We start from the raw sequence: 25962 nt of genomic DNA, 5'->3' as shown, positions 1-25962 counted from the left end.
CCTTCTTTCAGGACTTCTTCGCCGCCGTCTTCTTGGCCGTGGTCTTCTTCGCGGCGGTCTTCTTCGTGGTGGTCTTCTTCGCCGCCGTCTTCTTCGCAGCGGTCTTCTTGGTGGCCGACTTCTTGGCGGTCTTCTTCACCGGCCCGCGGGCCCGCTTGTCGGCCAGCAGCTCGGCGGCGCGCAGCAGCGAGATCGTCTCGACCGAGTCGTCCTTGCGCAACGTCGCGTTCGTCTCGCCATCGGTCACGTACGGACCGAAGCGGCCCTCCTTCACCACCACCGGCTGACCGGACTCCGGGTCCGCGCCCAGCTCCTTCAGCGGCGGCGCGGCGGCTCGGCGCCCACGCTGCTTCGGCTCGGAGTAGATCTTCAGCGCTTCCTCGAGGGTGATGTCGAACATCTGGTCCTCGGTCTGCAGCGACCGCGAGTCGGTGCCCTTCTTCAGGTACGGCCCGTAGCGCCCGTTCTGCGCCGTGATCTCCTCGCCGGTGGCTGGGTCCTTGCCGACCACTCGCGGCAGCGACAGCAGCTTCATCGCGTCGTCGAGGCCGATGCTGTCCAGTGCCATCGACTTCAGCAGCGACCCGGTCCGCGGCTTGGCGCCCTTCGGCGCGTCCTCCGGCAGGACCTCGGTCACATAGGGTCCGAACCGGCCCGCCTTCGCAACCACGCGAAGACCGGTGTCCGGCGCCGTACCGAGCTCGTGCTCGACACCCGACGGCTGGGACAGCAGCTCCTGGGCCTTCTCGACGGTCAGCTCGTCCGGCGGCAGGTCCTCCGGTACGTTCGCGCGCCGCTCGTCCTTGTCCTCGACGTAGGGCCCGTAGCGCCCGACCCGGAGCACGATGCCGCTGTCGTCACCGCCGACCGGGAACGTCGACATCTCCCGGGCGTCGATGTCGCCCAGGTCGCTCACCATCGACTGCAGGCCCTCGAGGTCGGTGTCACCGAAGTAGAACCGGGACAGCACACCCTCGCGCTGCAGGTCACCGGAGGCGACCTCGTCGAGGACGTCCTCCATGGTGGCGGTGAACGCGTAGTCGACCAGCCGGGTGAAGTGCTCCTCGAGCAGCCGCACCACCGCGAAGGCCAGCCAGGCCGGCACCAGCGCCTGGCCCTTCTTGTAGATGTACCCGCGGGCCACGTTCGTGCCGAGGATCGTGGCGTACGTCGACGGCCGCCCGATCTCGCGCTCTTCCATCTCGCGGATCAGCGTCGCCTCGGTGTAGCGCGCCGGCGGCTTGGTCTCGTGCCCGGAGGCGAGCACCTCGATCGCGGGCAGCACGTCGCCCTCGGCGACGTCCGGCAGCCGGGTCTCCTGGTCGTCCGTCCCGGCGGACGGGTCGTCCGCGCCCTCGACGTACGCCTTGAGGAAGCCGTGGAAGGTGATCACCCGGCCGGACGACGTGAACTCGCACTTCTCGCCGGTCGACGCGGTCGCGTCGATCCTGATCGAGACGCTGCGGCCCTCGGCGTCCTTCATCTGGGACGCGATCGTGCGCATCCAGATCAGCTCGTACAGCCGGTACTCCGCGCCGGACAGACCGGTCTGCGCCGGGGTCTGGAAGACCTCGCCGGCCGGCCGGATCGCCTCGTGCGCCTCCTGGGCGTTCTTCACCTTGGAGGTGTAGACCCGCGGCTTGTCCGGCAGGTACGACGCGCCGTACAGCTCGCGGACCTGGGCCCGGGCGGCGGTGATCGCCGTGTCCGACAGCGTGACGCTGTCGGTTCGCATATAGGTGATGTTGCCGTTCTCGTACAGCCGCTGGGCGATCTGCATCGTCTGCGAGGCGGACATGCCGAGCTTGCGGCCGGCCTCCTGCTGCAGCGTGGTGGTCCGGAACGGCGCGTACGGCTTGCGCGTGTACGGCTTGGAGTCGATCGACCGGACCGAGAACTGCGAGTCGCGCAGCGCGCCGGCCAGCGCGGTCGCGGTCTCCTCGTTCAAGTGGACCGTGTTCGCGCCCTTCAGCTCACCGATCGAGCTGAAGTCGCGGCCCTGCGCCACCCGCTTGCTGTCCACCGAGACCAGGCGGGAGGGGAACTGCCGCGGCGTCCGGCTCTCGCCGGCGTCCAGCGTGGCGTCCAGGTCCCAGTACGACGCACTCCGGAAGGCGATCCGCTCCCGCTCGCGGTCGACCACCATCCGGATCGCGACCGACTGCACCCGGCCCGCCGACAGCCGCGGCATGACCTTCTTCCACAGCACCGGCGAGACCTCGTAGCCGTACAGCCGGTCGAGGATGCGGCGGGCCTCCTGCGCGTCGACCAGGTCCTCGTCGATGTCCCGGGCGTTGCCGACCGCGTCCTGGATCGCCTTCGGCGTGATCTCGTGGAAGACCATCCGCTTGACCGGGACCTTCGGCTTCAGCTCCTCCAGCAGGTGCCAGGCGATCGCCTCGCCCTCGCGGTCCTCATCGGTGGCGAGGAAGAGTTCGTCGGCGCCCTTGAGCAGGTCCTTCAGCTTGCGGATCTGTGCCCGCTTGTCGGCCGGTACGACGTACAGCGGGTCGAAGTGGTCCTCGACGTTCACGCCGAGCCGCGCCCAGGGCAGGCCCTTGTACTTCGCCGGGATCTCGTCCGCCCCGCTCGGCAGGTCCCGGATGTGGCCGAAGCTCGACTCCACCACGTACCCGGACCCCAGGAAGCCGGCGATCATCCGCGCCTTCTTCGGCGACTCGACGATCACCAGGCGGCTGCCCGTCGATGTCTTCGTCCCTGCTGCCCCTGCCACTGCGCTCCTTGCTCTAGCCTTCTCGTCCTGCCGACAACGCCCATGACCGGACGTCTGTTCCCCCGAGCACACTCCGACCCCCGTCCGAGGACAGAGTACGGCCGACGGCAACGCATTTCTCAACGCACGGTAACCGGTGCGGGCCCGATTACACCCCTCAGGGTTCCAGAGTGTGGCCAAGAACCCACTCGCACCGCGCGTCGCTCCGCGGCCACAACCTGCCCCGGCCGACGTCCCCCAGCCCCGCCCCGAGCCTTCCGAGCGTACGCCGTCTCAGCGGGCGAAGTGGACTTCCGGAAACTTTGGGGAGTCGCCGCGGAGCAGAAGGGACGGGCGGCGGCGGAGGGTCTGGTCGAAGAAGGCGGCGATGTAGTCGCGCTGGGCCAGCACGCTGCGCTGCGGCTCCGCGCCGCCGACGAGAGCCTTCATCACTGAGGTGATGATCGGGTCGTCGCCGTAGATCTCGTGGAAGAGCTGGTCGAAGATGAACTGGTAGTCGGTGAACGCCTTCTGCTTGGTCCCGGCCAGGCCCAGATTCAGCTTCCAGCCGCGCTGGGCGGCCCAGAAACTGGCCCAGGACGGGTCGTAGTACTTCTTGCCCGGATCGGTTCGCTGAGTGTCGCCCGAGCCGAACAGCAGGAACGGCTGGTCCAGTCCCTTCCGGGCCACCTCGCCGAGCGGGCCCTTCGCCGGGTCGTCCCGCAGCGTGCCGTCCAGGTTGATGCCGGCCACCAGCCGCTCGTCCTCGAGCAACGTGTTAGCGGTCGCGTACCCACCGAGCGAGAAACCGAACATGCCGACCTTGCGCAGGTCCAGCCCGTCGCCCAGCCCGTCCGGAAGATCGTTGCCCTCGGCATCGGGATTCCCGCCGCCGGCGATCCGGTCCAGCTGGTCCAGGACGAACCGCGCGTCCGCGGTCCGGGTCTCGACCGCCTGCCGGGTGAAGTCCGGATCGGACAGTTGCGAGGCCGGTACGCCGGGCAGGAACCGCCCGCCGGGAAACTCGACCGGCGCCTCGTGCGTGTGGTCCATCGTCACCACGACGTACCCGCGGCTGGCCAGGTCCTCGACCTGCGCGGTGTTCACGAACCGGCTGTACTGATAGCCGGGCGAGAACAGGACGACCGGATGCCGGATGGGCTGCATCGGCGCGTCGACGCGCGAGTGCGTCTCGGTCCCGGCGAAGTCGAACGACCCGGTCGGCAGCGCGAGCCCGTACTCACCGGTCCAGGCGTCGTCCACCTCGACCGCGGTCCGGGCGGGCATGTACTTGGCGACGGGCGCGGAGCCGACCACCGAGGCCGGGTACCAGAGGCTGATCATCAGCTCCCGGCGTCCGCTGGGCATGGTCGGATCCGGCCGGGACTGGTCGACCAGGTGGATCGCCGTCGTCCCGAGCGCCCGCCGCCCGGTCGGCGCCGGCAGCCGGAACCTCACCGGATGGAAGTCCGGGTCGCCGGCGGGGCGGGCGGTCGCGTCCGGATCGATCGGGATCGCCCGTGCCAGGCCAGGAGCGGCCAGCGCGAACCCCGCGGCCAGCCCGCCGGTCAGGAGGCCGCGCCTGGTGAGTGTGTGACGGGCGGTGCTGATGGGACGTGGGTTCGCCATGCGACTCATCGTCATCGCCGGTTTTCACCCTGTGATGGAGACCCCGTCCCAACTTGATGACGGCCGACCTGGTGACAAGTCGACCACTCTGCGCTTCAATGACCGCATCTTGTTCATTGATGCGTGAAGTGAGGCACTCGTGAGCATCTTTGTCCGCATGAAACGTTCAGTAATTGTCGCGGCCGCCGCCATGGCCGTGATCACCGGCGTCCTGGTCAACGGCGGGCCTGCGACCGCCCAAACTGCGGCCGGCGACACCACGCTCGGTGACGTGACCGCGTTCTTCGCCGACAAGGCGACGTACACCCTCAGCGCCGGCGCGGCGAAGGTGCGCGTGGTCTTCCTGAAGGACGACGTCTTCCGGCTCTGGCTGGCGCCGGACGGGAACTTCACCGACCCGGCCGGTACGCCGCCCACCGATCCGAACGCGCCGGCATCGACCATCGTCACCAAGATCGACTACGGCACCCCGCACACGACCTGGCGGGACCGCGGCTCCTACTACTCGCTGACGACCGGCAAGGTCGAGGTCCGCGCGCAGAAGTCGCCGCTGAAGTTCTCCCTCTACCGGACGAACGGCCAGCTGGTCTGGGCCGAGACCGCTCCGCTGTCCTGGAACGACACGTCCACCACCCAGTCGCTCGGCCGCGGCCCGAACGAGCAGTTCTTCGGCGGCGGCATGCAGAACGGCCGCTTCTCGCACCGCGACCAGACCATCCAGATCTCCCGGGACTTCAACTGGGAGGACGGCGGCAACCCGAACGCCTCGCCGTACTACATGAGCACCGCGGGGTACGGCGTACTGCGGAACACGTTCAGCCCGGGCAGCTACAGCTTCACCAGTCCCGTGGTCACCACGCACGACGAGCAGCGGTTCGACGCGTACTACTTCGTCGGCGACCTGAAGACCTCGCTGGACCGCTACACCGAGCTCACCGGCCGCCCGTTCATGCCGCCGATCTACGGACTCGAGTACGGCGACTCCGACTGCTACAACCGCGGTCACTACGGGACCGACCCCGACCCCAACAACGACTGGAAGGTCAACCCGGACAAGGTGACCACGCTGGACGCGGTGAAGGTGGCTCAGCGGTTCAAGGACGAGGACATGCCCGGCGGCTGGATGCTGGTCAACGACGACTACGGCTGCGGCTACTCCGCCAACACAGACTCCGAGCAGGTCGACGGCACGTGGTGGGGCAAGCGCGACATCCCCGCACTCAAGCAGACCGGTGACGAGCTGCGGCAGCGCAACCTCCAGATGGGACTGTGGACACAGTCCTCGCTGGACCGGCAGCCGGCCGAGGTCGGCGAGGCTGGGGTTCGCGTACGCAAGCTGGACGTCGCCTGGGTCGGCCCTGGCTACCGCTACGCGCTGAGTGCCTGCGATACCGCGCACAACGGCATCGAGCAGTACAGCAACGCCCGTGGCTTCGCCTGGATGGTGGAGGGCTGGGCCGGTGCGCAGCGGTGTGCGGTGCAGTGGACCGGCGACCACAGTGGTTCGCTGGACGCGATCAAGTGGCAGATCCCCGCCATCACCGGCTCCGGCAACTCCGGTATCGCCTACAGCGCCGGTGACGTCGACGGCATCTTCGGCGGCTCGGCCACGTCGTACGTCCGGGACATGCAGTGGAAGGTGTTCAACCCGGCCTTCATGACGATGTCTGGCTGGTCCACCCCGGCGTACAAGCAGCCGTGGGCGTACGGCGACCCGTACACCTCGATCAACCGCAAGTACCTCAAGCTCCGCGAGCGCCTGCTCCCGTACTTCTACACGTATGCCGCTGAGGCGCACCGGACCGGAGCACCGCTCAACCGCTCACTGGTGCTGGAGTACCCGGACGATCCGAAGACCTGGGATGACACCACGAAATACGAGTTCCTGGCCGGCAAGGAGTTCCTCGTCGCACCGATGTGGGGCGCTGACGAGGTGAAGAACGGCATTTACCTGCCCAAGGGCCAGTGGATCGACTACTGGACCGGACGGGTCTACCAGGGCCCGACCACGGTGAACGGCTATCACGCGGCACTCGACACACTGCCGCTGTTCGTCAAGGCCGGAGCGGTCGTGCCGATGTGGAAGGCCGGGATCAACAACGCCGCCGAGCAGGGCTTCGGCGACCGGCTCTCGGTCGACATCTATCCGCAGGGCAAGTCGTCCTTCACGCTCTACGAGGACGACCGCGTCACCCGCTCGACCAACTCGGCTCAGCAAGCCTTCGCGGTGGACGCGCCGACGCAGTCCCGTGGCGACGTGACCGTGAAGATCGGCGCCAGCGTCGGCTCCTACACCGGCAAGCCGGCGACCCGTCCGTACGAGCTCACCGTCCACACCGGCACCGCACCGCGCGAGGTCACGGTCGACGGACGCCGGACCAGTTGGACCTATGAGAACGGCGTCGTCCGGATCGACACCGCACCGATCTCCACCGCACACACCGCGGTCGTCCGGCTCGCCGGCACCTCCTCGGTCGGCGGTGGCAGCACGGTCACCAACACCTTCGGCACTCCCGAACTCACCACTCCCTCGCTCTGGAACGCTCCGGGGCAGGCCACCGAGGTGACCGCCACCTTCCGTAACGGCACCACGACGACCGCCCGCGACGTGCGTCTCGACGTCCAGGTCCCCAACGGCTGGACTGTCACCGGCTCGAACACCTTTGCCGGCGTGGCTCCGGGCAAGACGGTCACGACCAAGCTGCAGGTCACCCCCGCCGCCGACGTCAAGCCCGCAAGCTTCACGCTGGAGCTGAAGGCCAGCTATGTTGCCCAGGGCAATAGCTACACCAACAGCGCGGTGGCAACGGCTCAATTGCCGTACGCGTCGTTGTCCCAGGCCGCGAACGTGGTCGGTGTCAGCGACGCCGCCACCTATGCCCAGGGCAACTTCGACGGATCCGGCGACAGCTACAACGGCGAAGCGCTCGCCGCGGCCGGCTACACGCCGGGTGCCACGGTCACCGTCCAGGACGCGCAGTTCACCTGGCCGACCGGAGCGCCCGGAACGCCCAACCTGGTGAAGAACCAGCCGGCCCCGATCCTGGTCTCCGGCACCGGTACGCACCTCGCGCTGCTGGGTGCGGGCGCGAGTCTCAACGCCCGCGGGACGGTGACGATCATCTACACCGACGGCTCCGAGTCCCAGGGCACGTTCCAGCTACCGAACTGGTGCTGCCAGGACCCGGCGACGGGTGGCGCCAAGCTCGCGGTGTCGGTGAAGGGCCGCTACACACCAGCGGGTCTGAGCAACACCACGACCGACTACCGGGTCTTCTACACCGCCGTACCGCTCGATCCGGGGAAGACGGTCAAGGCGATCAAACTGCCCGGCGGCGGACTCGGCTTCTTCGCCGCCACGATCGCCGACAAACCGTTGCCACCGGCACCTACTGGCGAGCAGTGGGTGAGCGACCTGGAGTTCCTCGACTCGACGAACGGCTGGGGACCTGTGGAGCGGGATCACAGCAACGGCGAGGACGGTGTCGGTGACGGCGGCCCGATCACTCTCGACGGCGTGCAGTACGCGAAGGGCCTCGGCACCCACGCGCCGTCGTCGGCCAGCGTGCGGCTCGGCGGCAACTGCACGACCTTCACCGCCAAGGTCGGGGTGGACGACGAGATGGAGGACCGCGGCAAGGTCAGCTTCAAGGTCCTGGTCGACGGGGTCGCCAAGTACACCTCGGATCTCCTCACCGGTACGTCGCCCACCGCGGACGTCTCGGTGAACGTGGCCGGCGGCCAGACCCTCACCCTGCAGGTCACCGACGGCGGCGACGGCATCACCAGCGATCACGCCGACTGGGCGGAGGCCAAGGTGAGCTGCAACCCATAATGGCTGCATGACTGAGCTGACGGGGACCGACGTGGATGCGCTGCGACAGGCGTTCACAACAGCCGGGTACACGGTCGAGGGTGTCGCCGACCGGCTGGGTCCCCAGGCCAACGGTGCGCTGGCCCGCAACGAGACGACTCTTGCGGGCCGGCGCACCGACGGCGGTGACGAGCTGGACACGATGATCCGGTTGTTCCTGCTGCAACACGGCGTACCGGAATCCCTTGTCACACAGGCGATTCCCGGCCTGGACCTGGTTGCTCTTGGCATCATCAAGGTCAGCGGCGGGGAAGCGCGGGCGGTCTTGGACATCCGGCCGTTCGCGGAGGACGACCGGCAGTGGTGGGTGATCGCCGACCTGACGCCCGGGCTCGACGGGCGGCGGGAGCCGATGCGGTCGGACTACGTGCTCGGGATCGCGCCGGCCAGCCTGAGCCTGATCCATCTGACCGTGCCGATCAAGGCCGAGCGAGCGCTCGACCTCGGCACCGGCTGCGGGATCCAGTCGCTGCACCTGGCCGACCGGGTCAACCAACTCGTCGCCACCGACGTCAACCCGCGAGCGCTCCAGCTGGCCCGGTGGACGGCCGCGCTGAACCGGATCGACCTCGACGTCCGCGAAGGCAGTCTGTACGAGCCGGTCAGTGGCGAGCGGTTCGACCTGATCGTGAGCAATCCGCCGTACGTGATCTCGCCACCGGGTGGTGGGCTGACCTACCGCGAGACCGGGTTCGCCGGTGACGCCGTGATCGAGCAGTTGGTGCGGCAGGCGCCGTACCACTTGACCGAGGGTGGCTGGTGCCAACTGCTCGCCAACTGGACCTGCGTGCGCGGTGAGGACTGGCAGGACCGAGTCGCCGGCTGGACGGGTGATCGGTCCGCGTGGGCGGTACAGCGCGAGCAGCTCGACCCGTCCGAGTACGTCGAGCTCTGGCTGCGTGACGCCGGTCTGCACGGGTCCCCGCAGTACACGGCCCGGTACGACGAATGGATGCGCTGGCTCGACGAGCAAGCAGTCGAGGCGATCGGCATGGGCTGGATCACCATGCACAACGTGGAGGGCACACTCGAGGCCGAGGCCTGGCCGTATGAGATCGAGCGGCCGATCGGTCCGCACGTACTGCGCCGGTTCGAGCGGGCAGAGGGCTTGCCCGACGACCTCACCGGCCTGCACCTGGTGCTGGCGGACGACGTGGTCCAGGAGACAAGCGGTCAGCCGGGTGCGGAGGACCCCGCGACGATCGTGCTCCGGCGGCAGCGTGGGATGCGGCGGGCGGAACAGGCGGACACCGTGCTGGCCGGCTTCGTGGGCGCATGCGACGGCGACCTGACTGTCGGGCAGATCCTGGACGCACTTGCCGACCTGCTCGATCGTCCATTGCAGGATGTATACCGCGAGTACCTGCCGACGGTCAGACGCCTTGTCGTGGAAGGCTTTCTGGACTACTGACGGCGCCGGCGCTTCTCGGCGTACATGCGCCGATCGGCCTCGGTCAGCAGCTCGGCCACCGGCGTACCGTCGGTGCTGCTCGCCTGCCCGATGCTGAGCCGCAGCATCGCGAACCACGGCTCCCGGGCCACCGCCGCCTCCCGCTCCGCCGCGGCCTTGATCCGCTCCACCAGCTCCCGCGAACCACGCTCGTCCGGCTTGTCCAGTACGACGACGAACTCGTCGCCACCGGCCCGCGCCACCACGTCCTCGGCTCGGCACTGCTCGGACAGCAGTTGCCCGACACGACGGAGTATGTCGTCTCCGCAGGCGTGCCCGTAGCTGTCGTTGATCACCTTGAGGTTGTCCACGTCGATCGCGATCACCGCCACGGACCGGCCGGCGTCGTGCGCGACCGACATCCGCTCGTCCAGCGCCCGGCGATTGCCCACACCGGTCAGCGGATCCTCCCGTGCGGCCCGCCACTCCGCGTCGTGCCGGATCGAGAGCTCATGGTTGGCCAGTGCGCTGCGTACGGCGTACAGACCGCGCAACCGCTCCGCCCACCAGCCTCTGGTGATCGCCCGCGCGTACTGCAGCCCGGCAACCGCTCCCGGATCGCCTGACTCCGCCACGATCAGCACAGTCGTGTGCCGGATCAGTGCCTCGACCGGCGGATCGGATGTGGGTGGCAGCTCGCTTCCGGCCCGGTGCGCAGCCTCCATGGCGTCGTCGAGCCGTCCGATGGTGGCGTATGCCTTGGCCAGATACGCTCCCGCGATCGCAGCGAGCTCCAGGTCGCCCAGCTTGGCCAGCTGGTCCCTGCAGTCCTTGAGGATCGCCGCGGCCTCGGCAGCGTCCGTCTGATCGTTGCTGGCGGCCAGCCACAGCCTTCCGGCGATCGGCCAGTACCCGAGCAGGTCGGCACGGACGATCACCTCGACCGCCTCACCCGCCCACTTGTGCGCGGACCGCCTCCGCTCGCGGATCTCCTCGTCGTACGACGTGTCGCCCAGGCGCTCGAGCTCGTGCGCCCAGCGCAGGTTGGACTCGGCCAGATTGAGCCGGTTGATCGCGGGCGCCTCGGCCAGCCCGAGGGGATCGTGGTCGCCTTCCGCGGCGAGCTCGAAGTGCGGGATGCACAGCTCGTACAGCCGGAGCAGGTCGTAGGCGTAGCCGAGGCCGGTGTGCGCCCAGCCGGCCAGCCCGAGGTCGCGGGTCCGCGAGAGCGCGTTCTCCGCGGCGACCAGGTCCGCGACCGAGTCGCCGCCCTCGCCGGTGCGGATCAGCGTGACGATCCGGATCGCGATCGCGTTCGCCTCCCAGCCGGGCTCGTCAATCGCCCGGGCGACCCGGATGCAGCCGTCGACGGCGTCCAGCGCCTCGACCGCGTCGGTGGCGTGATGCGCCGCGACGGCCCGCACGTACTCGGCCGCGGCCCGCTGATGGCTGGGCTCCGGCCCGAGCTCGGTCAGCAGCGTGTTGATCTCGAGCGCGGCCTCGGCCGGACCGCCCGACTGCGCCAGCGTCATCGCCGCGGCGATCCGTGCCGTCACCCCCGACGTCTCGCGCACCACACCCCTCCCCTGCGTGCCTCACTCGTGCCGCGTCTGCCTGTACCTCACCTCTTGCGGCGCTTGTCCCCGTACAAGCGCCGATCCGCCGTGGCGACCAACTGATCCACACCGACGCCTTCCGCGGTCGCGGCGTACCCGATGCTCAGCCCGAGCCGCCCCAGCCAGGGCTTGTCGGTCGCCGCCGCGATCGCGGCGACCGCGGTCCGGATCCGCTCGGCCAGCTGCGCACCACCCTTGGCGTCCGGCTGGTCGAGCACCACGAAGAACTCATCGCCTCCCGATCGAATCACGGCGTCGGTCGCTCGCGCCTGTTCTACCAGGAGATTTGCAACAACCTGCAGCAATTCGTCCCCACAGGCGTGCCCATACGTGTCGTTGACCAGCTTCAGGTCGTCGACGTCGATGGCGAGCAGGGTCACCGCGCGCCCAGAGTCCCGGTCCGCGGTGAGCCGCTCGTCGAGGGCGCGCCGATTCCCCACGCCGGTCAGCGGATCGTGCCGCGCCGCATGCCACTCGGCATCGTGCCGCGCGGACAGATCATGCGTGGCAAGCGCATGCCGTACGGCGTTCAGCGCCCGCTGCCGCTCCTTCCACCAGCCCCGGGCCACCGAGCGCGCGTACTCCAAGCCGGCCTGGGCTCCGGGGCCCCCGACGGCCGCCGCGATCTCCGCTCTGGTCTGCAGCACGAGCACGTGGGTCGAGGGATCGGCCAACGGAATCAAGTCATCAGCGGCCCGGTCGGCCGCGGCTCGCGCTTCCTCGGGTTTGCCATCGGCGTGCAGAGCTCTGGCCAGGTAGGCGCCGGCGATCGCGACGCGCTCGGTCTCACCCAGCTTGCTGATCTCGTCGCGGCACTCGGTCAGCTCGGAGACCGCCGCGGCCGGATCCGCTTCGGTGGCAGCCGCCGCGAGCCACAGCCGGGCCGACAGTCGCCAGAACTCCTGGCTCTCGTCGTCGACGATCACGCGCTCCGCCTCCCGCGACCAGTACGCCGCCGAGGCGAGCCGATCCTGGATCTCCCGGCCGTACGACGGATCGCCGAGCCGCTCGAGTTCGTGGGCCCAGCGCAGATACGTCTCGGCCAGGTTGAGCCGGTCGATCGCCAGCGACTCGGCCAGCTCGAACACATCGTCGTCGAGCTGAGTGGCCAGCTCGTAATGCGGAATGCACAGTTCGAAAAGTCGCAGAACGTCGTACGCGTAGCCGAGACCGGTGTGGGCCCAGGCGGTCAGGCCGGCGTCCTTGGTCCGGTTGAGCGCGTACTCGGCCGCGACCAGGTCGTTGACGGTGTCGCCACCACGACCGCTGCGGGCCAGGTTGATGATCCGGATCGGCAGCGCGTTCGCTTCCCAGCCGGGCTCGTCGATCGCCTTCGCGACCGCGATGCAGTCGTCGACCGCACGCAGGGCCTCGTCGGCGTCACTCGCGTGGTGGGCCGTGACGCCGCGCACGTACTCCGCGGCGGCGAGCTGGTAGCTCGGCACCCCACCCAGCTCGGACCGGACCGCCTCGATCTCGGCTGCCGCGGTCGCATGCCCACCCGACTGGGCCGCAGTCATCGCGGCGGCGATCCGGGCGGTCAGCGCATCGCCCGTCGCCATCTCGCCACTACCCATCCCGCCCGCGGCCTTCCCTGTTCCCGTCACCCGCACCTCGGGCCGGACCGCCCATTGTGACCACCCACCCCCACCTCTGTCACGACCCGATCCGGCCATCGACCACCTAGTGCCATCTGAGCACTACTCTCGAGAACCACCGGTTCCGATTTGCCTTGACCCCAAGGGCAGGGTTTTAGGGTCGCGGGATGAAGTTCGCCGTCAGTTACAGCACGCCCTTCTACGGGATGGATCCGGACAAGCTGGTCGGGTATGCGCAGCGGGCCGAGGCGTGCGGTTTCGAGGGTTTGTACGTCCCTGAGCACGTGACGCTCTATCGGGGCGCGACCTTCGGCAGCGTGGAGATGCCGACCACGCTGCCGTACGCCGATCCACTCGACCTGCTCGCGTTCGTCGCGGCGGCGACCGAACGGCTGCTGCTGGGGACCGCGGTGTTGCTGCTGCCGTATCACCATCCGGTCGTGCTGGCGAAGCGGCTCGCGACGATCGACGGGTTGTCGAAGGGCCGGATGCGCTTGCTGACCGTGGGTCTGGGCAGTCTGCCGGGCGAGGCCGAGGCGATGGGCGTGGACTTCTCGACCCGTGGCCGTCGTACCGACGAGGCGATCGACGTACTGCGGCTGCTGTGGTCGGGGGACGCGGACGGCGTGAGTCACACCGGCGAGTTCTTCGCCTTCGAGGGGCTGTGCAGCTTCCCTCAGCCGCTCGCGCCGCTCCCCATCCACATCGGCGGCTCGTCCCGCGCCGCGGCTCGCCGGGCCGGCCTGCGCGGCGACGGCTACTTCCCCGGCGGCGCGCTCCCTCCTGCTGAACGCGCCGCCCAATGGGACCTCGTCCGGACGACGTCCGGCCGCGACGACCTCGAGTACACCCGCTGGGCCTCCGCCGACCTGACCCCGCAATCGGTCGCGGCGTACGAGGCACAGGGCGTCACCCGCCTGGTCGTCAGCCCGCCCACCCTGGACGACCTCTCAGCCTTCGCAGAACGCTTCGGCCTTCCAAGCTGACCTCGCAGCCGGCGCGACCGGTAGACGCAAGGTGGAGTCCTCGCCAAGGTCTGCTCGGCGGCACACCGAGCTCCTTGCGGCTGCGCTTCAGCCGGCGGCTTGTTCGGCGGGGGTGGCGTGGAGTTGGACGGGGAGGGTCTCGACGCCGTAGACGATGGAGAAGTCGCGGAAGCGGAGTTGTTCCTCGGGGACGGCCAGGCACAGGTCGGGGAAGCGGTGTGCGAGGGCCGTGAAGGCGGCGCGGAGCTCCATCCGCGCCAGTTCGGCGCCGACGCAGCGGTGCATGCCGTGACCGAACGCAAGGTGGGCGGACGACACCGTACGGCGTGGGTAGAAGTCCTCGGCGTCGTCGCCGAACACCCGCTTGTCCCGGTCGGCGCCGGACAGCGACACCGCGACCAGGTCGCCCTTCTTCACCTGGTGGCCGAACAGCTCCTGGTCGTGCCGCGCGAACCGCGGGAACGCCACCTGCACCACGGTCAGATACCGCAACAGCTCCTCGACGATCCCGTCGACCGCGCCCGGCTCGTTCCGGATCCGTTCGAAGTTCTCCGGATCGCGCAGCAGCATCAGCGTGCCGAGCGCCAGCATGCTCGCGGACGTCTCGTACCCACCCAGGAACACCCCGTCCGCGAGACCGCCGAGCTCGATGTCGTCGATCGCGTCGCCCTGCTCGCGGATGATCGACCCGATCAGCCCGTCGCCGGGGTTCGCCCGCTGCTTGCGGACGATCTCGAACAGGAAGTCCCGCGACTCCGAAGCCGACCCGAACACCCCGATCCCACCACCGGACAGGTCGAACCGGGCCGGCCCGAGCGCGCGGAAACGGTCCCGATCGGACTCCTCGACGCCGAGCAGGTCCGCGATCAGCAGGAACGGCACGTTGAAGGCGAAGTCCGAGACGATGTCGGCGACCGGCCCCTTGGCCTCCATCAGGTCCAGCTGGTCGTTGACGATCTTCTCGATCGCCGGCTCCAGCCGGGCCAGCCGGCGCTTGGTGAACTCGGGCGTCAGCAGCTTGCGGAGCCGGGTGTGGTCCGGCGGGTCGGTGAACCCGAGACCGCCGATGCCCTCCGACGGCTTGTCCGGGTCCGAGCCGACCAGCGGCCGGATGTCGTTGCTGAAGTTCGTGGTGTCGGCGAGCACAGCCTTCGCCTCGGCGTGACCGCTGACCACCCACACGTTGAGCCCGAACAAGTGGGTCAGCTTGTGCACCGGCTCGGTCTCGCGCACCTGTGCCAGCGCAGGCACCGGGTCCACGCCCTCCCGGCGCAACGGCATCGAGACCGAGCTCGGGATCATCCGCATCTTGGACAGGTCGAGACCACCCCTGCGGGTGGTCCTGCTCAAGATCCGGTTGCCGACCCATCTCTTCAGGTATGTCGCAACCATGACTTCCACGCGCCCTCTCTGAAACTGCTGCCCCCGACGGCTTTCGTCACCTAAAAGCTAACGTTGCCAAGGACCAGATCTGATGGTGTTGGCACTACTTCGGTAGTGGCGTTGGCACCACCATGGGAGGGGTCCATGGTTCTGCCAGCACAGACCTTGTCACAGACGTGATCCCCGCAGCCACCGGAAACCACCTGTACACCGCCCTGGACCACGGCACGCCGTACATCAGGGTCACTTCAGGGAAATCACAGCCGAAAGTAGGATGCGCCGACCACCGGTGGTCTGTTGCCCTGTCTCTCAAAGGTAGTACGGCGTCACCCTGCGGACGACCTCGATGATCTTCGCCTTCACCTGATCCCGCTGCGGGATGTGGACAACGTCCTGAGCGCCGGGCAGCCGAAGACCATGGTCGACGAGCAGGTAGAGGGCTCGCAGGGTGCGAATGGTGTTGGTCACCTCAGGGGTGATGCCTTCCGCGGGCGGGGTCGCGAACGCCCGCAGCGCCGGGTCCAGCCACTCGGTGGCGTCCGAGTCGGTCAGGTCCGGGCGAGTCAGGGTGACGGCCAGGGCGTAGCCGAGGCGGTCGTCTTCCATGTCGCGCGGGACGTACGGCGTCGGCGTGAGCAGGCGGCCGATGCCGAGGCGGAGCATCTGGACGGGTTCGACCGCCGGGTGCAGTCCGAGGGTGCCGAGCAGGTCGGCACCGTGCGCGACGGCGTGCAGCCAGCCGAGTTTCGCGTCGTACCCGCGCAGGTCCTCCTCGGCGACGTACCAGCGCTCGTACGGCGGCACCCAGCTCGCCTCGAAGACACCGGCGGAGACGATCGCGTCCAGGATCAGCGGGGCGAAGGTCCGTGCCTGGATCTCGCTGTCGCCGAACCTCGGAACCATCTCGTCGCCCAGGGCACGCAACTGCTGGGTGGAGAGCACCCCACGGCCGATCCAGGTGGCGAGCACGGAGTACGCCTGCCGGTCCCGCACCAGCGGATCCGGCGACCGCAGCATGCCGGTCAGCTCCGCAACCAGCTCGTCCACCGGACGATCACCCGGAACCGGGTAGCCGTCTTCTCGCACCTGCGCCCAGTCGGTCATGCGCGGCACGGTAGACGCTTCCCCAGGCCGCCCGCCACCCGTTGCCCAGGCACGCCGCACAGGGAACCGGCCCGTGGCGCGTCCGGTCTCCCAGACGTTCCACGGGCCGTGGCGACCAGGACCCCTCAGCCCGGCCGGACCCCATGCCCCGGCCAGGGCCCCTCAACCTCGGCCGGGGTGGTCTATATCAGGCGTCGCGCTTGCTCGCCGTGACCAGGGCGATCGTCATCAGTGCGGCCGCCCAGCCGGCGAAGTACAGCAGCGCCCACCACGGGCTGAGCGCGAAGTTGCTGCCACCGGCGTCGGGTCCGGCCAGGCCGAAGTCCTGCCCCTGGTTCAGGAACGAGCTGCCATTCGCGAACGGCGCCCACCTGGCCAGGTCGTCGCCGACCTTCGGGATCAGGTTGACCAGGTTCTCCACCAGCAGCGGCCAGAGGATCAGGATCGCGATCGCGCCGGCGCTCTGCCGGATCAGGATGCCGACCGCCACCGCGATCACCGCGGAGATCGCGAAGACCAGGCCCTGTCCGGCCAGCAGCCGCCACTCGGCGCCGGTGTTGATGGACAGGTCGGCGTTGCTCGCGAACAGGCTCCCGACGCCCCAGGCGCCGAACGACGCGATCAGGCCGACGACAGCCGCCAGGAAGGCGACCACGGCGGTCTTGCCGAGCAGCAGCGAAGCGCGCTGCGGGACAGCCTGGAAGCTGGTCCGGATGGTGCCGAACCGGTACTCCGTGGTGACGGCCAGCGCGGCCATCACCATCATCACCATCTGGCTGAGCTGCGCGCCCGGCTGGGTGATGAAGATCGTTGCCTGCTGCTCGTCGGCGCCCTTGAGGAAGCCGGTCGTCAGCGCCGCGAAGCCGACGGTCAGGAAGGCCGCGATGACCATGCACCACCACGGCGAGCGGGTGGAGAAGAGCTTGATCCGCTCGACTGTGATCACCGACATGTCAGTTGTCCTCCTTCGGACCTGCGGCCACCTCGGTGGCGGTGGGCGCGTCCAGCTGGGTCACCGCGGCGATCTCGTCGTGCGCGTGGTACTCGACCGAGTCACCGGTCATCTGCATGAAGGCCTGCTCCAGCGAGCCGCGCTGCAGGGTCAGCTCGTGCAGCACGATGCCGTGCGCGGCGGCTGCCTCACCGACGTGGTCGGTGGTCAGGTCGCCCTCGACGAACAGGACCTTGCCCTCGTTCTCGACGTCCTCGATCCGGGTGACCAGCTGCTGCTGGTGCAGTACGCCGGCCAGCTGGTCGAGCTGCGGCGTCCGCACCTTGACCGTCGTACCGCTGGCGCGGTCGACGAACTCCTGGGTGGTGCTCTGCGCGATCAGCTTGCCGCGGCCGATGACGATCAGTTCCTCGGCAGTGAGCGCCATCTCGGACAGCAGATGGCTGGACACCAGGATGGTCTTGCCCTCGTCGGCCAGCCGGTGCATGAAGGTACGGATCCAGACGATGCCCTCCGGGTCGAGGCCGTTGACCGGCTCGTCGAAGAGCAGCACCTCCGGGTCGCCGAGCAGGGCGCCGGCGATGCCGAGCCGCTGCGACATACCCAGCGAGTAGGCGCCGGCCCGTTTGCCGGCGACCGTGGTCAGGCCGACCATCTCCAGGACCTTGTCGACGGAGTCCTTCGGCAACTTGTTGGACGCGGCCATCCAGGCTAGATGGGCCCGGGCAGACCGGTTCGGGTGCACCCACTTCGCGTCCAGCAGCGCGCCGACCTTGGTCAGCGGCCGGTGCAGGTCGCGGTAGCGCTGGCCGTCGATGGTGACCTCGCCCGCGGTGGGGGTGTCCAGGCCGAGGATCATCCGCATGGTGGTCGACTTGCCGGCCCCGTTCGGGCCGAGGAAGCCGGTCACCTTGCCGGGTTTCACCTCGAAAGACAGGTTGTCAACGGCAACGGTTGCGCCGTATCGCTTGGTGAGGCCCTTTGCCTCGATCATCGCCGTACTCCTCGTTCGGGTGGCGCGTCAGTTGGTCGTCGGGACGTTCTGTGTCGCATTCAGTATCGAGGTCGGACGGGGCCAGATCATCGGACCCGGGGCGGATCCGGTGTGTCCACCCGTGGGTTGATTCTGCCGTCCGCCCGGAGAGCGCTGCCATCGGTTAAAGCCCTGACCACAACCCCGACGATCCCCCATCCACCCAGCGGAGCGCATCAGCCGAAAGTCGACGGGCGGCGCTACTTCGGGCTGGTTGACCGCGACCGCCGGCAAAGTGGCAGGGACTACCAGGAAGCCGGAACGGCCCGCCGGGTGATCCGGCGGGCCGTTCCGTTCGAGCTACATCGGTGTACGACGGATTCCGCCGTACGACCGGGGTCAGGCGGCGGTGTTCACCTCGGCCGGGGTGTCGGAGATGACCGACTCACGGCGCTTGGAGACGACGACGGCCACGGCCAGGATCACCACCGCCGCCAGGGCGATCGCGATCCGCAGCGGGGTGTTGGTGTCCTCGCCGATGGTCGACATACCCACGACGGCCGGGGCGATCAGCAGCGAGACCAGGTTCATGACCTTGATCAGCGGGTTGATGGCCGGGCCGGCGGTGTCCTTGAACGGGTCACCGACGGTGTCACCGATCACCGTGGCCTCATGCGCGGGCGAGCCCTTGCCGCCGAAGTTGCCGTCCTCGACCAGCTTCTTCGCGTTGTCCCAGGCACCACCGGAGTTGGCCAGGAAGACCGCCATCAGAGTGCCGGACGCGATCGCACCGGCCAGGTAGCCGGCCAGCGCCGAGGCGCCGAGACCGAAGCCGACAGCGATCGGCGCGGTCAGCGCGAGCAGACCCGGGGTGGCCAGCTCACGCAGCGAGTCGCGGGTGCAGATGTCCACGACCTTGCCGTACTCCGGCTTGCCGGTGCCCTCCATGATCCCGGGGATGTCGCGGAACTGGCGACGTACCTCGTAGACGACCGCGCCCGCGGCACGGCCGACGGCGTTGATGGCCAGGCCGGAGAACATGAACACCACCGCGGCACCGATGATCAGACCGACCAGGGTGGACGGGTCGAACACCAGCGCGTCCGCGTTGAACGCCGCGTCACCCGCGTCGTTCAGGACCGCATAGATCGAGTCCGTGTACGAGCCGAACAGCGCGGTCGCGGCCAGTACGGCGGTCGCGATCGCGATGCCCTTGGTGATGGCCTTGGTCGTGTTGCCGACGGCGTCCAGCTCGGTCAGGATCTGGGCCGCCTCGCCGTCCACGTCACCGGACATCTCGGCGATGCCCTGCGCGTTGTCGGAGACCGGGCCGAAGGTGTCCATCGCGACGATGACGCCGACCGTGGTGAGCAGACCACAGCCGGCCAGCGCGATCGCGAACAGGGCGACGACACCGGAGCCGCCGACCAGGAACGCGCCGTACACGGCGGCCGCGATCACCAGCGCGGTGTAGACGGCGGACTCGAAGCCGACCGAGATACCGGACAGGATCACGGTCGCCGCGCCCGTCAGCGAGGTCTTGGCGACGTCCTTGACCGGCTTGTCCTCGGTGCCGGTGAAGTAGCCGGTCAGGGCCAGGATGATCGCGGCCAGCACGATGCCGATGATCACCGACACGGTGGCGATCAGCCGCGGGTCGCCGTCGTGGGCGGCGATCGCGTCGGTGGCGCCGGTCAGGTCCCTGAAGTGGCTCGGCAGGTAGACGAACGCGGCCACCGTGCACAGGACCGCGGAGATCACGGCGGAGACGTAGAACGCGCGGTTGATCGTGCGCAGCCCGTTCTCGCCGGTCCGCGGGCGGGTCAGGAAGACGCCGATGACCGCGGTGACGGCACCGATGGCCGGCACGATCAGCGGGAAGATCAGGCCCTGCTCACCGAAGGCGGCCTTGCCCAGGATCAGCGACGCCACCAGCATCACGGCGTACGACTCGAACAGGTCGGCGGCCATACCGGCGCAGTCACCGACGTTGTCGCCCACGTTGTCGGCGATGGTCGCCGCGTTGCGGGGGTCATCCTCGGGGATGTTCTGCTCGACCTTGCCGACCAGGTCGGCGCCGACGTCGGCGGCCTTGGTGAAGATACCGCCGCCGACCCGCATGAACATCGCGAGCAGAGCGGCACCGAAACCGAAGCCCTCGAGCACGGTCGGGGCGTCACCCTTGAACAGCAGGACGACCAGCGCCGCACCGAACAGGCCGAAGCCCACGGTCGCCATACCGACGGTGCCACCGGTGCGGAACGCGACCCGCATCGCCGGGTTGCGGCCCTCGTCGCGGGCCGCGGCGGCGACGCGGACGTTGGCGCGCGTCGCGAGCCACATGCCCAGGTAGCCGATCAGAGCGGAGAAGCCCGCGCCGACCAGGAAGAAGACGGATCGGAAGATCTTCAGCGTCGTCTCGTTGCCGCCGTCACTGTGCGCGGGCAGCAGGAACAGCAACAGGAACGCGACCACGGCGAAGATCGACAGTGTCCGGAACTGCCGGCTCAGGTAGGCGGACGCGCCTTCCTGAACCGCTGCGGCGATCGTTTTCATGTTCTCGGTGCCATCGTTCGCGGCAAGCACCTGGCCCCGGAAGACCATCGCAATGGCGACCGCGAGGATCGCGATCACTCCGACGACGATCACCAGTGTGGTGTTGCTCGACGAAAGATCCACCGCTTGTGGTGCAAGCAGCGCGGACATCCGTCCTCCTTGTAGGCAACCCATCCAGGCTTGACGGCCCCCATCTGCCGCAACCGAAGGGTTGGGGAAATACGACACAGCACCAGGAACTGGCGCGGTGGGTCACTCTAACGGGTATCCGACCAGACCTGACGACAGGGTGGTCTACGCCATACCCGGGTGGCGGGACAACCAGGTGACTCCTCGTGGTGGTGGGGATGCCTTTTCGCTGTGGTCAGATCGCCGAATCGATATCCGGGTGGATGTCGAAGACCTTGTTCAGGCCGGTGATCCGGAACAACTTCAGCAACCGTTCACGGGTGCAGACAAGGGACAGCGAGCCGTCGTGGTTACGCACCCGTTTGAGTCCGCCGATGAGCGCACCGAGACCGGTGGAGTCCAGGAACTCCACGCGTTCCAGGTCAAGCACGAGGTCGTAGGAACCCTCGTCGACCAGCGCGGCGATCTTGTCCCCGAGCTGCGGCGCGGTCTCGACATCGATCTCACCCGTCGCCTCGATGACGGTCCGCCCGCCCTCGGCGCGCGCGGTCAGCGACAGACTCACTTCGGCCTCCCATCCGTGAACTGCTGCATTCAACCATGTACGGACCGTGAGAAGGGCCGTTGCCGAAAACTCTTTCATCTCGCCAGACCGAAGTCGATCTCCACCCCGAAAAAGCCGCGTGCATCTGTAGTGTGCACTCGCCCGTGCACGTTGGGCTGCTGCTGTCCGTGGCCGGGACTAGGCTCGCAGTATGCGTGTGGGTGGTGAGGCGGCGGCCGTGCTCAAGCGTTTGGCGAACGGCCGCGACGATCGGCTCACCCATGTCGAGTCCGTGCCGCCCCGGGTGGGACGAACGTGTGCTTGGCCGCGCTGGGTTCCGGACGACGTGCTCGGCCAGCTCGCCGACGCCGGGATCACCGCACCCTGGACGCATCAGGTCGCCACCGCGGAAGCGGCGTACTCCGGTCGGCACGTCGTGGTCGCAACCGGCACGGCGTCGGGAAAGTCCCTCGGCTATCTGCTGCCTTCGTTCGCGACGTTGAGCATCGCGCAGGCCGCGTCACCACATCGGCGGACGGCCTCGGTTCTGTACCTGTCCCCGACCAAAGCTCTGGCGCACGACCAGCTCCGCGCGGTCTCGTCGTACACAGTGCCCGGTCTGCGCGCCACGACGCTGGACGGCGACTCGGAGCGCACCGAACGCGACTGGGCTCGCGACCACGCGACGTACGTGCTCAGCAATCCGGACATGTTGCACCGCTCGGTCCTGCCGAACCACCAGCGCTGGGCGCGCTTCCTGGGCTGCCTGCAGTACGTCGTGGTCGACGAGTGTCATCACTATCGCGGCGTCTTCGGTGCGCATGTCGCCGGCGTACTGCGCCGATTGCGTCGAGTCTGCGCGCAGTACGGCGCCCATCCGATCTTCGTCTGCGCTTCGGCGACGGTGGCCGAGCCGGCGGTGTCCGGCGAGCGACTGACCGGTCTGCCGATGGTCGAGGTGGTGGAGGACGGCTCTCCCCGCGGCGGCATCTCCTTCGGTCTGTGGGAACCACCGCTGACCTCACTGCGCGGTGAGAACGGCGCTCCGGTACGGCGTTCTGCCACGGCGGAGGTGGCCGACCTACTGACCGATCTGGTCGTGTCGGGCGTGCGGACTGTGGCGTTCGTGCGCTCTCGTCGTGGCGCGGAGACAGTTGCGATGACAGCCCGGGAGAACCTGATTGAGGTGGATCCTGCGTTGTCAGAGCAGGTGTCGGCGTACCGGGCGGGCTATCTGCCCGAGGAGCGTCGACGACTCGAGAGCATGCTGCAGAGTGGTGAGCTCACTGGGGTCGCGGCAACCAACGCTCTGGAGTTGGGCATCGACATCGCCGGACTGGACGCCGTACTGCTGTCAGGTTGGCCCGGCACCCGCGCGTCGTTGTGGCAGCAGGCAGGGCGCGCCGGCCGAGCCGGTGGGGACGCTCTGGCCCTGCTGGTGGCCCGCGACGACCCGCTGGACACCTATCTGGTCCGCCATCCGGCCGCCATCTTCGGACGCCCGGTCGAGGCAACGGTCTTCAACCCGGAGAACCCGTATGTCCTGGGTCCGCAGTTGTGCGCCGCCGCGCAAGAGCTGCCACTCACCCCCGATGACTACGAGATCTTCGGCAGTACGACGCCATCCGTGATCGCGCAGCTCGTCCGGCAGGGCTTGCTCCGCGAGCGACCGCACGGCTGGTTCTGGACGCGCCGGGAGCGGGCCGTGGATGCCATCGACATCCGGTCGGCCGGTGGCAAGACAGTGCAGATCGTGGAGGACCAGACCGGCCGGCTGCTCGGCACTGTCGACGGCGGCTCCGCACATGCCTCGGTCCATGAGGGCGCTGTCTACGTGCACGCAGGTGAGTCCTATCTGGTCAGGACTCTGGACCTCGAGGAGCACGCAGCCGTCGTCGAGCCGGCGTCGCCCGACTACACCACCTTCGCCCGGGACGTGACCGAGATCAGCATCCTGGCGACCGAAGCGACCTGCACCTGGGGTACGGCGGAGTTGTCGCGCGGCTGGGTCCAGGTGACAAGCCAAGTGATCTCGTACCAACGCAAGCTGATCGCGACCGGCGACGTACTCGACGAGCAGCCCCTCGACCTGCCGGAGCGGACCCTGCGGACCAAGGCGGTCTGGTGGACCGTGCCCGACGCAGTTGTCGAGAGTCTCGGGCTGTCCGACGTGCCCGGAGCGGCGCACGCGGCCGAGCACGCGTCGATCGGCCTGCTCCCGCTGTTCGCCACCTGCGACCGCTGGGACATCGGTGGCGTCTCCACCGCCCGGCACGCCGACACCGGCACCCTTACCGTCTTCGTGTACGACGGCCACCCGGGCGGGGCCGGATTCGCCGAACACGGGTACGCCGCGGCGCGCGAGTGGTTGACCGCGACACGCGAGGCGATTGCACACTGTGAGTGCATGGACGGATGTCCGTCGTGCGTACAGTCGCCCAAGTGTGGGAACCAGAACAACCCACTCGACAAGAGCGGCGCGGTCACGCTGCTCACCGCACTACTGAGCAGTGAGGCCTGAAGAGTCCGGCAGCCCCGGGCGGAGAGGCAGCTAGCCATGGTTGTTCTCGGAATTGTTCTGATCACGCTTGCCGTGTTGTTCGGGCTCGGAGTGTCGGTGTCGTCCACCGCCTCGACCAAGCTGGAAGTGTTCGGCGTCGACTTCGGTGTCGCCGTACCGACTGTGTTCTTCCTCGGCGTGGTGACCGGGCTGGCGCTGCTGGCCGGTCTGTGGCTGACGAAGAAGGGACTCGGCCGCGGCTATCGCCGGCGCAAGGAGATGCGCGAACTCCGCGCCCAGGCGGCCACTACGCCGAGCGACACCGTCGGCGGCGAGATCACGGAAGGTGACGCCGGTGCCGAGCAGCCGGCAGCCCTCGAGACCGCCCGCGAGGCACCGGCCGACGAACGTCTCGCGACCGAGCAGGAGCTCGCTCCGGACCCCGGCGACACCAAACAGCCGCACTGACAACTCCGTTGCCGAAGGCATCGACTAACGCGGCGACGACCCCGTTCATCGCCGGATTGCTGTAATATCTCGATCACCGCACAGCCTCCGCACGGCGGACCTGCAGCAGGGTTTCGATGCCCTGCGCAACGACTTTGCTCTGGCAGTTAGTTGCCATTGGCATCAAGTTCCGCGGTCGCGCCATAACCACCGCCGACTCAGCTGTGCCTTACTGGTTGTGGCGTCAACGTCGCGTTGAGTCACTATCGGCCTTCCGGGCCACACCGCCTCCTCACGGGGGATCGACCCGCAGTTCGCCCTCCGCGCAAGGGGTGTCCGTCGCGGTTCCCGGAGCCCGGACCGGCTCACGCCGCGGGGTCCCGACGACCCGACGCGAGCTGAGATGGCACGACCTCTGGAGGTTGTCTTGATCATCCGTAAGGTATTGAGCCGCACCGGCGTGGCAGTGCTCGCGGTCAGCGTGGCCCTGGCCACCGCCGTACCGGCGCAGGCCGCGAATCCGGTCTCCGGCGGCTCGACCGCTCCGGGCGTCGAGGTGGGCGTGGCGAAACAGATCGCCACCCGCGCCGACACGCGGTACTGCCTCACCTTCGTCGCGGCTGCCAAGGTCCCGATGGCGGTCATGATGGCGTGTGCCCCGGGCAAGGAGGGCAAGACCCAGGAGTGGATCTACACCGAGTCCGGCCGGCTGCAGGTCGCCATGAGCAAGAGCGTCGGTGGCGCCCTTGCCAAGACCGGCGCCTGCCTGGACAGCGGTGCGGACCTGGCGAAGGTTCCGGCCTCCGCACCACTGCTGGTGCTGCCCTGCCGTAGCGGCGACGGCCAGAAGTGGACCTACGACGAGGACGCCGGCACGTTCGTGAACGCCGCCAGCGGTCTCGCCCTGACGTCTCTGCTCGGCAAGGGGAAGGCCAAGCAGGCACAACCGACCGGCAGCATGTCCACGGCCGGCACACCGGTCCAGGGCTGGAGCGCACTGCCGCTGCCGGGCCTGGACATCCTGGGCGCGGTCCTGGCACTCGTGAACGCACTGCTGGCCTCGCTGGGTCTGGCCCTGCCGCTGCCGATCGCGAACGCGGCTGCCAGCCTGCTCCAACTGGTTCGTCCCCAGCTCCCGATTCCGGCACAGATGACGGTGCTGCCGAAGCAGATGATGCAGCTGGCGCAAAGCTGATCCGCAGTGGATCCTCAGCCAGACAGAGAACAGCCGGCCCCGACGATGTCGGGGCCGGCTGTTTCTCACTCCTTCGCGATCGACGCTGCGTTCAGTTGTCCTGGTGATCTCGTTCGGGTGGAAGGGCGGTGCTCGGGGTGACTCCGGGATCCCCGCTGCTTGCGCGTCAGCGGGAGCCCGGTGGGATCGTCACCGGCCCACCAGCCCGGTCGCGGCCGTCACCAGCCGGCCAGGCGGGTCACCACCAGTGGTGATGGCACCAGTGGTGGCAATGACTGAGCAGGTCGTCCAGAAGGCAAGCAACTCCGTGCAGCAGTCCCATGTCGTTCACCTCCGATCCACTGAACCGATCGGCATGACCGTACCGCTGCCT

16 protein-coding genes are annotated in these 25962 nt (G+C 68.6%); 6 read left to right on the top strand and 10 right to left on the bottom strand.

Going from position 1 to position 25962, the window contains the following annotated elements; all coding sequences use genetic code 11:
• Nucleotides 1-7: 7 nt before the first annotated feature.
• The gene (topA, locus tag OG876_RS14810) at nucleotides 8-2734 is read right to left on the bottom strand and encodes a type I DNA topoisomerase (protein ID WP_442914131.1); all 2727 of its coding nucleotides are present in this window, start codon (nucleotides 2732-2734) and stop codon (nucleotides 8-10) included.
• A 273-nt stretch (nucleotides 2735-3007) separates the two neighbouring features.
• Nucleotides 3008-4342 carry an alpha/beta hydrolase family protein gene (locus tag OG876_RS14805; RefSeq protein ID WP_328525424.1) on the bottom strand — a complete coding sequence of 445 codons (1335 nt, stop codon included), beginning with the start codon at nucleotides 4340-4342 and terminating at the stop codon, nucleotides 3008-3010.
• A 157-nt stretch (nucleotides 4343-4499) separates the two neighbouring features.
• On the opposite strand from OG876_RS14805, the gene OG876_RS14800 reads away from it, so the two are divergent.
• Both OG876_RS14800 and OG876_RS14795 read left to right on the top strand, forming a co-directional pair.
• Entirely contained in the window at nucleotides 4500-8177 is a 3678-nt protein-coding gene (locus OG876_RS14800; protein ID WP_328525423.1) for an NPCBM/NEW2 domain-containing protein, read from the top strand.
• Between the two features lie 7 nt (nucleotides 8178-8184).
• Nucleotides 8185-9627, top strand: coding sequence for a class I SAM-dependent methyltransferase (locus OG876_RS14795; RefSeq protein ID WP_328525422.1), 1443 nt, complete (start codon nucleotides 8185-8187; stop codon nucleotides 9625-9627).
• Here the strand turns inward: OG876_RS14795 and OG876_RS14790 are convergent.
• Both OG876_RS14790 and OG876_RS14785 read right to left on the bottom strand, forming a co-directional pair.
• Entirely contained in the window at nucleotides 9621-11180 is a 1560-nt protein-coding gene (locus tag OG876_RS14790; RefSeq protein ID WP_328525421.1) for a GGDEF domain-containing protein, read from the bottom strand. The two genes, OG876_RS14795 and OG876_RS14790, sit on opposite strands and share 7 nt — an antisense overlap.
• 47 nt (nucleotides 11181-11227) lie before the next feature.
• Nucleotides 11228-12829: a GGDEF domain-containing protein gene (locus OG876_RS14785; RefSeq protein WP_328525420.1), complete on the bottom strand. Its 1602-nt coding sequence runs from the start codon at nucleotides 12827-12829 to the stop codon at nucleotides 11228-11230.
• 158 nt (nucleotides 12830-12987) lie between these two features.
• On the opposite strand from OG876_RS14785, the gene OG876_RS14780 reads away from it, so the two are divergent.
• Nucleotides 12988-13806 carry a TIGR03619 family F420-dependent LLM class oxidoreductase gene (locus OG876_RS14780; RefSeq protein ID WP_328525419.1) on the top strand — a complete coding sequence of 273 codons (819 nt, stop codon included), beginning with the start codon at nucleotides 12988-12990 and terminating at the stop codon, nucleotides 13804-13806.
• An 87-nt stretch (nucleotides 13807-13893) separates the two neighbouring features.
• On the opposite strand, the gene OG876_RS14775 is transcribed toward OG876_RS14780, so the two are convergent.
• The 6 genes from OG876_RS14775 to OG876_RS14750 form a co-directional block, all read right to left on the bottom strand.
• Nucleotides 13894-15198: a cytochrome P450 gene (locus tag OG876_RS14775; protein ID WP_328526910.1), complete on the bottom strand. Its 1305-nt coding sequence runs from the start codon at nucleotides 15196-15198 to the stop codon at nucleotides 13894-13896.
• Between the two features lie 300 nt (nucleotides 15199-15498).
• The gene (locus tag OG876_RS14770) at nucleotides 15499-16293 is read right to left on the bottom strand and encodes a DUF2785 domain-containing protein (protein ID WP_328525418.1); all 795 of its coding nucleotides are present in this window, start codon (nucleotides 16291-16293) and stop codon (nucleotides 15499-15501) included.
• A gap of 187 nt (nucleotides 16294-16480) precedes the next feature.
• Entirely contained in the window at nucleotides 16481-17245 is a 765-nt protein-coding gene (locus tag OG876_RS14765) for an ABC transporter permease (RefSeq protein WP_328525417.1), read from the bottom strand.
• A gap of 1 nt (nucleotide 17246) precedes the next feature.
• Complete coding sequence (locus OG876_RS14760) at nucleotides 17247-18239, bottom strand: ABC transporter ATP-binding protein (RefSeq protein ID WP_328525416.1); 993 nt, start codon at nucleotides 18237-18239, stop codon at nucleotides 17247-17249.
• A gap of 378 nt (nucleotides 18240-18617) precedes the next feature.
• Complete coding sequence (locus tag OG876_RS14755) at nucleotides 18618-20924, bottom strand: sodium-translocating pyrophosphatase (protein ID WP_328525415.1); 2307 nt, start codon at nucleotides 20922-20924, stop codon at nucleotides 18618-18620.
• A 214-nt stretch (nucleotides 20925-21138) separates the two neighbouring features.
• A complete protein-coding gene (locus OG876_RS14750) occupies nucleotides 21139-21468 on the bottom strand; it encodes an STAS domain-containing protein (RefSeq protein ID WP_328525414.1) in 330 nt (109 codons plus the stop codon).
• A gap of 190 nt (nucleotides 21469-21658) precedes the next feature.
• Here OG876_RS14750 and OG876_RS14745 point away from each other — a divergent pair, with 190 nt between their 5' ends.
• From OG876_RS14745 to OG876_RS14735, 3 genes are all read left to right on the top strand, one after another.
• On the top strand, nucleotides 21659-23968 hold the full coding sequence (locus OG876_RS14745; RefSeq protein WP_328525413.1) for a DEAD/DEAH box helicase: 2310 nt from the start codon (nucleotides 21659-21661) through the stop codon (nucleotides 23966-23968).
• 36 nt (nucleotides 23969-24004) lie between these two features.
• A complete protein-coding gene (locus OG876_RS14740) occupies nucleotides 24005-24415 on the top strand; it encodes a hypothetical protein (protein WP_328525412.1) in 411 nt (136 codons plus the stop codon).
• 406 nt (nucleotides 24416-24821) lie between these two features.
• Nucleotides 24822-25589, top strand: coding sequence for a hypothetical protein (locus tag OG876_RS14735; protein ID WP_328525411.1), 768 nt, complete (start codon nucleotides 24822-24824; stop codon nucleotides 25587-25589).
• Nucleotides 25590-25962: the final 373 nt, after the last annotated feature.

Origin of the sequence: Kribbella sp. NBC_00359 (assembly GCF_036097425.1) — a bacterium.
In the GTDB taxonomy this organism is placed as follows: Bacteria; Actinomycetota; Actinomycetes; order Propionibacteriales; family Kribbellaceae; genus Kribbella.
The sequence above is the reverse complement of the archived record's forward strand: the minus strand, read 5'-3'. Positions and strand labels throughout refer to the sequence as shown.